Raw genomic sequence first — 10,312 nt, forward strand, 5'->3', positions numbered from 1 at the left:
CGAACACTCCTTCCTGATCCTGTTGAGTGACCACTGACCTATCGCAGTGGCTATGGATTTTCATATAGCGCATCTGGCACCATGAGTCAAGAGTCAACGACAAGAACCGTGGGCCGCCAAGAGGGACCCGGTGCGTGCTCCTCTACCTTGCGCTCCACCTCACGGCGCTGCTTCACAGTCAGGGCGGCCAGGACGACCGTGGGCAGGGCGAACGGATCACCATGTGCGCCGTGCCGTTCCTCCGGCTCATCGAGCGGACTCGCCGCTTCCAGCAGCGCGGACGTGGACACCGAACAGACGGTGGCATCGCGGCGCAGCCGCACCTGGTCTCCGACGAACGTGTCGACCTCCCACACCTCGCCCTCGAACCAGAACCTCGAGCCCGTCTCGAGGGTCAGGACGCCGCTCGGCATCGTTTATCCTTCACCGGCACGGAGACCACCGAAGGACTCGACAAGGGCCGAGTCAGGTCTGCCGTCCACGCCTGCCGCCAAAGCAGCGCTAGGACCGAAGCCCTCACGTCCAGTGGATCGAACCCCGACACCCGACCCTCGATCTGTCCCAACGTCATTCCCGAACGCCCGGCCGCGGACACGACTGTGACGCACTCCTCATCCAGAAACATCGATCGGCGGCCCTGGGCCACGAACCGGAGGTTCGCCATCACGACCGCGTCCCCGCCATGGAACACCTCATAGCGCCAGCCCCTGCTTCGGCACAGCCTGCCGGTCCACTCAAAAACCGCGGCCACCACCGGCTCCTGACACATGCGGGCAGGCTTGGCATCCACCACGATGACCGAGCCGTCCGCACAGGCCAAGAGATAGTCCGGAGCGTGCCAGCGCTGCACACCCTCGTCGAGGCCACTGAGCCAGAATGGCTGACTGGCGATCCCCGTCACCGCAACGTCGAAGTCGGCCAGCAGGACCCGGTCCCGCTCCAGCAGGCTCGCGTAGCCCGCGCTGGTGGAGCGGGAACACTCCACCGGGAAGAGGAGTTGAGTCAGGCAGGCGCAAGTTTACGGAACCGAGGTTGCGCAAGCGGCATACGGGAACGTAGCTTGAGTGCAAGCAAGTCAACTTCATCACCAACCAAGGAGCACCCCACATGGCCCGTGCAGTCGGTATCGACCTCGGCACCACCAACTCGGCCGTCGCTGTCCTCGAAGGCGGCGAGCCCACCATCATCGCGAACGCCGAAGGCGGTCGCACCACCCCCTCGGTCGTCGCGTTCTCCAAGAACGGCGAGGTCCTCGTCGGTGAGGTCGCCAAGCGGCAGGCCGTCACCAACGCCGACCGGACGCTGCGTTCGGTCAAGCGCCACATGGGCACCGACTGGAAGACCGCCGACATCGACGGCAAGGCCTACACCGCCCAGGAGATCAGCGCTCGCATCCTCCAGAAGCTCAAGCGTGACGCGGAGGCTTACCTCGGCGAACCGGTGACCGACGCCGTAATCACCGTCCCCGCCTACTTCGACGACCACGAGCGCCAGGCCACCAAGGAGGCCGGCGAGATCGCGGGCCTCAACGTCCTGCGGATCGTCAACGAGCCGACCGCGGCCGCGCTCGCCTACGGCCTCGACAAGGGCAAGGAGGACGAACTCATCCTCGTCTTCGACCTCGGCGGTGGCACCTTCGACGTCTCCCTCCTCGAGGTGGGCAAGGACCCGGAGGACGGCTTCGCCACCATTCAGGTCAAGGCGACCAGTGGCGACAACCGCCTCGGCGGCGACGATTGGGACGACCGGATCGTCCAGCACCTGCTGACCACGGTCAAGAACACCACCGGTGTCGACCTGTCCAAGGACAAGATCGCCATGCAGCGTCTTCGGGATGCTGCCGAGCAGGCCAAGAAGGAGCTGTCGTCCGCGACGAGCACCAACATCAGCCTGCAGTACCTCTCGATGTCCGAGAACGGCCCCATCCACCTCGATGAGACCCTCACGCGGGCGCAGTTCGAGCAGATGACCAAGGACCTGCTCGACCGCACCAAGCAGCCCTTCCACAACGTCATCAAGGACGCCGGCATCAAGCTCGAGGACATCGACCACGTCGTCCTCGTCGGTGGCTCCACTCGTATGCCGGCGGTGTCGGCCCTCGTGAAGGAACTCACCGGCAAGGAGCCCAACAAGGGTGTCAACCCCGATGAGGTCGTCGCCCTCGGCGCCAGCCTCCAGGCCGGTGTCCTCAAGGGGGAGCGCAAGGACGTCCTCCTCATCGACGTCACCCCGCTCAGCCTGGGCATCGAGACCAAGGGTGGCCTGTTCACCAAGCTCATCGAGCGCAACACCGCCATCCCGACCAAGCGGTCCGAGGTCTTCTCCACCGCCGAGGACAACCAGCCCTCCGTGCTGATCCAGGTCTTCCAGGGCGAGCGCGAGATGGCGCAGCTGAACAAGAACCTCGGCACCTTCGAACTGTCCGGCATCGCGCCGGCCCCGCGCGGCGTGCCGCAGATCGAGGTCACCTTCGACATCGACGCCAACGGCATCGTCCACGTCACGGCCAAGGACCGAGGCACTGGCAAGGAGCAGAAGATCACCATCTCCGGTGGCTCCGCTCTGTCCAAGGACGAGATTGACCGCATGGTCAAGGACGCCGAGGCTCACGCCGCCGAAGACGCCCAACGCCGCGAGGAGACCGAGGCCCGCAACACCGCCGAGCAGCTGGTCTACTCGACCGAGAAGTTCCTCGCCGACTCCGGCGACAAGCTGACTGCCGAGATGCGCCAGCCGGTCGATGAGGCACTCGCCGACCTCAAGGCCGCGATCAAGCCCGAGGCCAACACCTCCGTCGAGGACCTCACCGCGAAGGTCGACAAGCTCAACCAGGAGTCCCAGAAGATGGGCGCGGCCCTGTATGCCGCGACCTCCGCCGCGGACTCCGCGGAGACTCCCGGTGCCGACTCCGGTGCGTCCAGCGACAACGCCTCGGGTGCGAGCGATGACGATGTCGTCGACGCCGAGGTCGTCGAGGACGACGAGGAGAAGAAGTGACCGAGTTCCCCAACACCCCGGCGAACGACCCCGCGTCGAGCGCTGAGGATGCGGTGAACGCCTCGGCCCACAGTGGCGGCGACGCAGTCGCCAGCGCTAAGGACGCCGTCAACGACGGCAGCGCCCCCGCGGGCCCGGCTTCGGCCGGGGCCGGGGGCAAGGACACGGCATACGACGATGCGGCGGTCGACCCGGCCGCCGCCGTCGCGCCAGAAGCCCCGGATGCCGTCCACCCGGACACCCTCCTCGCTGCGGAGCGGCTGCACGACCTGCAGCGGCTCAATGCCGAATACGTCAACTACAAGAAGCGCGTCGATCGGGACCGCCCGCTCATCCAGGAGCGCGCGATCGCCGATGTCCTCGAAGCCATGCTTCCCGTCATGGATGACATCCAGGGCGCGCGCGATCACGGTGACCTGACCGGCGGGCCGTTCGCAGCGATCGCCGACAAGCTGGAAGGGACGCTGGGCCGCTTTGGCTTCGAGCGCTTCGGCGCCGTGGGCGAGGCCTTCGACCCCGAGTTCCACGAGGCGCTGATGCACCTGCCCGGTGCCGAGCTTCCGGCTGGTGCGACAACGACGACCATCGTCCAGGTCCTCCAGCCGGGCTATCGTGCCGGAAACCGGGTCATCCGGCCGGCCCGCGTGGCCGTCTCAGACCCCAGCTGAGGGATCGATAGCGCTCACGTGAGACCACAGTTCAGGAGAGGAGGACGCCAGGATGGCTAGTCAGGATTGGTTCGAGAAGGACTTCTACGCGGTCCTCGGCGTCCCCAGCGATGCCGACGCGGCGGCCATCAAGAAGGCCTATCGCAAACTCGCGCGACAACACCACCCGGACAAGAACGCCGGGGACGCGGCCGCCGAGCGCAAGTTCAAGGACATCACCGAGGCCCACTCGGTGCTGTCCGACCCCAAACAGCGTCAGGAGTATGACGCGATCCGCCAGATGGCGCGTGGTGGGGCCCGCTTCACCGCGGGCGGGCCGGGCGGCGCCACGGGAGGCGCCGGCTTCGAGGATGTCTTCTCCTCGATGTTCGGCGGTGGGCAGGGCGGCAATGTTCGCTTCAACACCGGCGGTGGTGCCCAACCCGATCTCGAGGACATCCTCGGCGGGCTCTTCGGCCAAGGCGGCTTCGGCGGCCAGGGCGGATACCCTGGCGGTCAGGGTGGATTCCCTGGCGGCGCAGGCGGTTTCGGCCGGTATGGCGCCCCTCGCGGACCGCAGCAGGGTCACGACATCGAGGCCCGCGCGACGCTCAGCTTCCGTGACGCCGTCACCGGATCGACCGTCACTTTGTCGGGACTGGACGGGCAGCGGATCACCACCCGCATCCCCGCCGGCGTCAAGGACGGGCAGAAGATCAAGCTGCGCGGCAAGGGCGGCGAAGGCGATCCAGGCGCCGCCCGCGGTGACCTGATCCTGACGGTGACGGTCGAGAAGCACCCGGTCTTCGGGCGCGAGGGCGACAACCTCACGCTCGATCTGCCGGTGACCTTCGCCGAGGCAGCCCTCGGTGCGACGGTGGCGGTGCCGACGCTGGACGGCAAGCCGGTCAAAGTCCGCGTGGCCCCCGGCACGCCGTCGGGCCGGGTGTTGCGCATCAAGGGGCGTGGGGTGGCGACCAAGTCGCGCACTGGCGACCTGCTTGCGAAGGTGCAGGTCGTTGTGCCGCAACGCCTTTCCGATGAGGCGAAGGCCGCGGTCGAGGCGCTGCGTGAGCAGGAGGCCGGCGTCGACCCGCGCGCTGAGATCTTCGCTGAGGCCGAAAGGGCCTGACCCACATGGCCTTGCACGCATTCGGTCCCGACGACGACGCCCCGGTCTTCGTCATCTCGGTCGCGGCGCAACTTGCCGGTATGCACGCGCAGACCCTTCGTCAGTACGACCGGCTCGGGCTCGTCACGCCCTCGCGCACCCAGGGCGGAGGCCGCCGCTATTCGGCGCGTGATGTCGCCCGCCTGCGCGAGGTGCAGCGGCTCTCGCAGGACGAAGGGATCTCGCTGGCGGGCATCCTGCGCATCATGACTCTGGAGAATCAGGTCGATGCGCTGCAGGCCCGCGTTGCCGAGTTGACGCACGCCCTACGCGAGGCGGAGATCGCCAGTGGGCGAAGGGTTTTCGCGGTTGGACCGACCGGGGACGCAATGGCGATTCGCCCCGGGGAGCGGCCGCGGCATACGCGCTCGCAGGCGCTGGTGCTCTGGGACGCACTCAGCCGCTGAACGACGACGCGCGGAGACCCCGAGAAGAGCCGCCGGCTCTAGCAGAAATGCGAAGACGGCGGCTCTTTCGTTGCCGGGCCACAGCTGTCAGGTGAGGGTCAGCAACTGGGCGATGACGATCTTGGTCACCATCGCCACCGGATAGACGAGTGCGTAGCCGAGGGCGACACGCTCGTCGTGGTTGGTGGCCGAGTTCGCGAAGGCCAGGACAGCCGGCTGGGTCTGGGAGGCGGCGGCATACCCGGCGATGCGTTGGCCCGATGCCCGCAGCCCCCATTTGGCGATGCCGATCAGGGCAATCGCGTGCACGGCCGTGACGAGAACACCGGCTGCAATTAGTTTGAGCCCCAAGGGGCTTTGGATCGCGTCGACGAATGCCGTGCCGGCGCGGCCGCCGGCATACGCCAAGAAGAGCAGGATGCCGAGCTGGTTGAGGACCTCGATCGACTGGTGCGGCAGGCTCCAGACGACCGGGCCGGTCCGCTGCAGCCGGCCGAGGATCAGGCCGACGATGAGCGGCCCCGCAGCATGGCCGAGTTCGAGGGTGCCCAGGCCGGGGATGAGGATCGGGAGTTGGCCGAGCAGGAGCCCGAGCGCGACGCCGACGGCCAGGCCGAGCGGGTTGATGTCGGAGCTGCCGTGCTCGCTGTCGCCGAGATAGCGGGCCACGTCGGCCATCCGCTCCTTCGGCGCGGCGACGCGGATGCGGTCACCGGCCTGCAGGATGAATCCGTCGGTGGCAAGGAAGTCGTGATCGGCGCGACGCACGCGGGTGGCGCGGGCGTCATACTTGCGCCACAGGTCGAGGTCGGCGATCGTGCGGCCGTAGAACTGCTTCTGCGAGAGCACCATTCGCCGGAAGTCGACGTCGTGGCGCTCCTCATCCAAACGAATCTGGGAAAGCCGGCCGAGTTGCTTGACGACATGGTCGATCGCGCGCTGCGGCCCGATGACGAGCACCCGGTCGCCGGTCTTGAGCAGGGTGTCGCCGCGCGAGACATGGATGTCGTTGTCCCCGACCTGATGGCGCGAGAAGAGGACGCGCCCGTATGGCGTGTAGGTCAGTTCGCGGACGGTCAAGACGTTGTCGCGGGTCACCTTGATCGTGGCATTGCGGATCGGGTCCGGTGCCGCCTCGTCGATGCCGCCCTCGGGTGGTGCGCTGCGGAGGGCGTATGCCGCCGCCGCCAGCATGATGATCACCCCGCCCGCGTACGTCAGCCCGTAGGCGACCGTGGGATCGGGGGCCCCGCCGACGCGCTCGACCGCAGCGGCAAGGGCCGGGGTGTTGGTGTTGGCGCCGGCATACAGGCCCGCGATCGATCCCGGCGTCAGGCCGAGGAGGGCGCCGAGCCCCCAGCACAGCCCACCCACCGCGGCCAGCGTGGAGGCGACGAGCGCAACCGGCTTCGCGCCGGTCCGAAGCGACGAGAAGAAGGATGGGCCCGCCATCACGCCGACGCCATAGGCGAAGAGCGCCAGCCCCACATTGCCGATCATCGCCGGCAGGGCCAACTCGGGGTCGATGGCGGACGCACCGAGGGCAACGAAGAGCACCGCGGCCGGCCCGATCGAGATGCCCTTCACCCGGATATTGCCGAGGGCGGTGCCGAGGGCGAGGAGAACGAAAAGGAGCAGGACGGGCTGCTCGACGAGGTATGACACCACGTCGCACCAGTTTAGTTGGCGGGGCAGGGGCGACCGAATCTCGTCCGGGCGAACGAGGGCCGGCAGCAGCCTTGCTTGCACGGTGGGCCCGCCCGCCTATGCCCGTTGACTCACGACGGGTGGAGGTCAATGCTGGCCGCTGTTGGAGAGTGGGTCGCAGGAATTGGTCGCCGCGTTTCACGGCGCGAGTGTGTGGTGCCTCAGGGGTCATCGCGCTGGTGCTTGTTGGGGGGGTGACTCTTTCTTCGCCCAGGGCGGAGGCAGTGGTTAGTCCGGCGACGGTGCCCGGCGCGGCAGCCGCAGTCGCCGCGCCGCGGATTGGGATCGGCCCGGCGGCGATGCACCCGGGCGGGAAGGTCACGGTCACCGGGCAGGGGTGGCTCCCGAATGCGACGGTTGCGATCAGGCTTGGGACTGGCTCCGTCGCAGCTCGGGTGGACGGGACCGGCCGGTTCACGGCCCGGGTCCTGGTGCCCTGGGCGACGGTGCCGGGGATGGTGACGGTGCGTGCGAGTCAGGGCGGAAGGGCCGCGACCGGTCGGTTGCGGGTGGGCTTGGATTGGCGGATGGCGGGCTTCAGCAAGGCCCGGAACTTCGTCAACCCGTATGAGAAGCAACTCACCAAAGACACCGTCGCCAATCTGAAGGTCGGTGGCAGGTTCGCGGTGGGTGGGGAGGCCCCGGACAATGCCTTCGCCTGGTTGGCGACGTTGGCCGGGCGGGGGTATGCCTGCACGATTACCGGCAATATCGCCCCCTTCGACCTCGCCTCGCGACGGGTCTTGTGGGAGTACCACGAGGACAACCCGAGCGAGATCCAATACTCCAGCGGCGACGGCGGACCCTACCTTGATGCCTCATCTGGCACCATCGGGCTCCAGCGTTTCATGATGGAGACCAGCGCGTATGTGTGGGGCTCCCGCGGCGACCTGACCTTCCCCTACGCCGGCAAGCTGCTGGTTGGCGGCACACACTGCGTAAGCAGCCTCCCTGGCGCATTCGACCCCAAGACGGGCGAATTCGACTGGGTGGCATACGACGCCGGTGTCTTCGAACTGACCCTGACGTCCGCTGGGGTTCTCTACAGCGTCGGGGGCCAACCCTGTACGCCACAGACCCGACAACCGGACGCCAGTTGTCAACGCGCAATTATGCTGGCGTTATGGCATCCGCTATGTCCCGATCGCCGGCGCCCTGACCACCTACGACGCCGCCACCGGACAGCAACTCTCCAGCACCCCGATCACCGACCCCGCCGGTCGCAAGATCATCCCCGGCACTGCAATCGTCGACGACGGGCCGTCTACGTCACTTCCACAACCGGCATCTACGACTTGACACTGTGACCCGTTGCCGGCGCCGGAGACCCGTCCAGCCACCGGACTCGGAGCCCGAGCACCGAGGAAACATGTCGGCGCCGCCACGCGGACGATGACGAAGTTTTGACTTCGACCCCCGCGCCGCCCCAACGCAATACCGCGACACCGTGGCCTCGTTGCCGCCGGTCACGGGCTGAGAGGAGGGGAGCGTTGCTGGGTGCGCACCCGGATCGCGGCATTGGCGGGGACCTCGATGGCGTGGTGGAGCAGTGCGGAGATGCCGAGGGCCAGCGCCAGCACGCCGAGCAGCAGTGCCAGCCCTGGCCCGACTCGCCAGCCGGGATGGGAGATCACGGTGTGCTCGATCGTGCGCATCACCAGAATGTGGACCAGATAGAAGGCGAACGACCACTCCCCGAGCCGGACCAAAGTGGGCCGCGAGAGCCACCGAGCGAAGGCGTCGCCCGTGCCCCCGTAACTCTGCTGCTCGCCGAGGGCGCCGATGAGCGCGACGAAACCGGGGAGGGTGGCCAGGGCAACGGCATACGGGCGGCTGGCGTGGCCGGCGATCACCCACCCGACGGCGAGCAACAGCAGCGCCACGGAGGAGCGCATGCGCGGCCAGGCGCGCACCTGCACCAGGCGGCCGCAGGCGACGCCGGCCACAAACTCCGGCAGGCGCATCAAGGGGACCCGGCTGAGGTCGAGGGTGGCGGTATCGATGGCGAGCGCGGCAGCGAGCGCGCCCAGCGCGGCCCCGACAAGGAGTGCCCACGCACCGCGAGCCCGCAGGCGGCCGGCCAGCAGCGCGAGGGCGGGGAAGAGGGCATAGAAGAAGGCCTCGCAGACCAGCGACCAACTCACCGGGTCGCCGGCCTGCGACCACGTGGGCACCCACGAGCTGAGCAGGACGGCGTTGGCGATCGTCGCCGGCCAGCCGCCGGTCGCCGGTCTTGGGCCGAGGCTGGGTGCGATGGTGAAACCGAGGAGAAGGGCCGCGGCGGCCGTCACCAGGTGGAGCGGGACGACGCGCGCGACCCGTCGCCACCAGAAGGCTGCTGCGCTCGCCGACGGCGGGGTGGACCAGAGCAGGACGAAGCCGGACAGGACGAAGAAGAAGCTCACCCCGACGTGCCCGACCCGCCCTACGGTCAGCAGCGACCGCTGTGGCTCACCACTGAGGTAGGCCGCGAGGCCGGCGTGGTGGACGAAAACCACCAGGGCAGCGAGCCAGCGGGCACCCGTGAGGGCCGGGAGGTTGCGAACGTCCCGGTCCGTTGCCCCATTTGTCGCGTTCAGCGGGCTGCGGGCTCGTCGCGGTAGACGACCGTCACCGTGGGATAGCCGAGATTGTGGCCCAGTGCGGTGAGGAAGTCGCGGCCGTTGTCGCGGGCCGTCTGTTCCAGGCCCGATTCGGCGGCGGCCTGCTGAAGGGCCTGTACGGCCGCCTGGTCCAGTGCCTGGCGTTGCTCCAGGGGAGTGCCCGCGAAGAAGTCGTTGACGCGGGTGCCGATGCCGCGGTTCTGGGCGACGACCTTGGAGCGGGATTCGTCGATGTTCGGGGTGGTCAAGGTGGGCGGGGGCACGGTCAGGGTGAGGGTGCCGGCGGCCTTGTCCGCCTTAATGTCGCTGTCGGTCAGCCCGCGCAGGTCGATGAGGGCGTCGATCGAGCCCTGATAGATGGCCACTCCGCTGTTGGCGTCGAAGATGTCGGGGATGACTTTGTTGACGCCGTGCTCGTCCATGCCGAAGTAGACGGGCACCGAATAGGAGCCGGTCGCCGCCCGCAGCTCGGCGGTCTTGCGGATCTCCAGCAAGGTGGTGTCGCCGGGCTTCGGCGTCGACTCGCCGAAGAGCGCGTCGCGCAAGGTGGCGAGCGGGCCGGCGAAAAGGATCGCCATCGCGAGCACAGCGGCCGCGACGACAGCAAGCGGCACCCACGCCCGCTCACGCGCGCTGGCACTCGGCATACGTGCTTCTCCCTCTGGCCCCGTTGCCTAACTTCTGCTGCGGCCGTGTTGCGAAAGTCATTGTGGACGGGGTCCCCACGAAGTATCGGAGCTGGGTCCCACGCTCTGCGTGGGCCGAAGGAGCGGAGAACTT

General features: G+C 68.1%; 10 protein-coding genes. 5 read left to right on the forward strand and 5 right to left on the reverse strand.

Annotated elements, in window-relative coordinates:
• Positions 1-86: 86 nt before the first annotated feature.
• Together PKH97_RS09185 and PKH97_RS09190 are read right to left on the reverse strand one after the other, a co-directional pair.
• Positions 87-413, reverse strand: a complete 327-nt coding sequence (locus tag PKH97_RS09185) for a hypothetical protein (RefSeq protein ID WP_324387104.1) — start codon at positions 411-413, stop codon at positions 87-89.
• Positions 395-985, reverse strand: coding sequence for a TnsA-like heteromeric transposase endonuclease subunit (locus PKH97_RS09190; protein ID WP_324387105.1), 591 nt, complete (start codon positions 983-985; stop codon positions 395-397). Before PKH97_RS09190 ends, PKH97_RS09185 begins: the two co-directional genes overlap by 19 nt.
• 122 nt (positions 986-1,107) lie before the next feature.
• Here PKH97_RS09190 and dnaK point away from each other — a divergent pair, with 122 nt between their 5' ends.
• Genes dnaK through PKH97_RS09210 form a run of 4 tightly spaced genes read left to right on the forward strand, consistent with a single transcriptional unit; the run spans position 1,108 to position 5,222 of the window.
• Positions 1,108-2,997, forward strand: coding sequence for a molecular chaperone DnaK (gene dnaK, locus PKH97_RS09195; RefSeq protein ID WP_324387106.1), 1,890 nt, complete (start codon positions 1,108-1,110; stop codon positions 2,995-2,997).
• Complete coding sequence (grpE, locus tag PKH97_RS09200; RefSeq protein WP_324387107.1) at positions 2,994-3,665, forward strand: nucleotide exchange factor GrpE; 672 nt, start codon at positions 2,994-2,996, stop codon at positions 3,663-3,665. Before dnaK ends, grpE begins: the two co-directional genes overlap by 4 nt.
• 52 nt (positions 3,666-3,717) lie before the next feature.
• Entirely contained in the window at positions 3,718-4,776 is a 1,059-nt protein-coding gene (locus tag PKH97_RS09205) for a DnaJ C-terminal domain-containing protein (protein ID WP_324387108.1), read from the forward strand.
• Positions 4,777-4,781: 5 nt separating this feature from the next.
• Positions 4,782-5,222 (forward strand): helix-turn-helix transcriptional regulator, encoded by a 441-nt coding sequence (locus tag PKH97_RS09210; RefSeq protein ID WP_324387109.1) that lies wholly within the window; start codon positions 4,782-4,784, stop codon positions 5,220-5,222.
• An 87-nt stretch (positions 5,223-5,309) separates the two neighbouring features.
• On the opposite strand, the gene PKH97_RS09215 is transcribed toward PKH97_RS09210, so the two are convergent.
• Positions 5,310-6,890 (reverse strand): TrkA C-terminal domain-containing protein, encoded by a 1,581-nt coding sequence (locus tag PKH97_RS09215; protein ID WP_324387110.1) that lies wholly within the window; start codon positions 6,888-6,890, stop codon positions 5,310-5,312.
• Between the two features lie 281 nt (positions 6,891-7,171).
• Between PKH97_RS09215 and PKH97_RS09220 the strand changes: the two genes are divergently transcribed.
• Entirely contained in the window at positions 7,172-8,236 is a 1,065-nt protein-coding gene (locus PKH97_RS09220; RefSeq protein ID WP_324387111.1) for a hypothetical protein, read from the forward strand.
• Positions 8,237-8,395: 159 nt separating this feature from the next.
• On the opposite strand, the gene PKH97_RS09225 is transcribed toward PKH97_RS09220, so the two are convergent.
• Both PKH97_RS09225 and PKH97_RS09230 read right to left on the reverse strand, forming a co-directional pair.
• Complete coding sequence (locus PKH97_RS09225; RefSeq protein WP_324387113.1) at positions 8,396-9,622, reverse strand: acyltransferase; 1,227 nt, start codon at positions 9,620-9,622, stop codon at positions 8,396-8,398.
• Positions 9,505-10,179, reverse strand: coding sequence for a DUF4230 domain-containing protein (locus tag PKH97_RS09230; protein WP_324387112.1), 675 nt, complete (start codon positions 10,177-10,179; stop codon positions 9,505-9,507). Before PKH97_RS09230 ends, PKH97_RS09225 begins: the two co-directional genes overlap by 118 nt.
• Positions 10,180-10,312: the final 133 nt, after the last annotated feature.

This window comes from Nostocoides sp., from assembly GCF_035343835.1.
Classification (GTDB): domain Bacteria; phylum Actinomycetota; class Actinomycetes; order Actinomycetales; family Dermatophilaceae; genus Nostocoides_A; species Nostocoides_A vanveenii.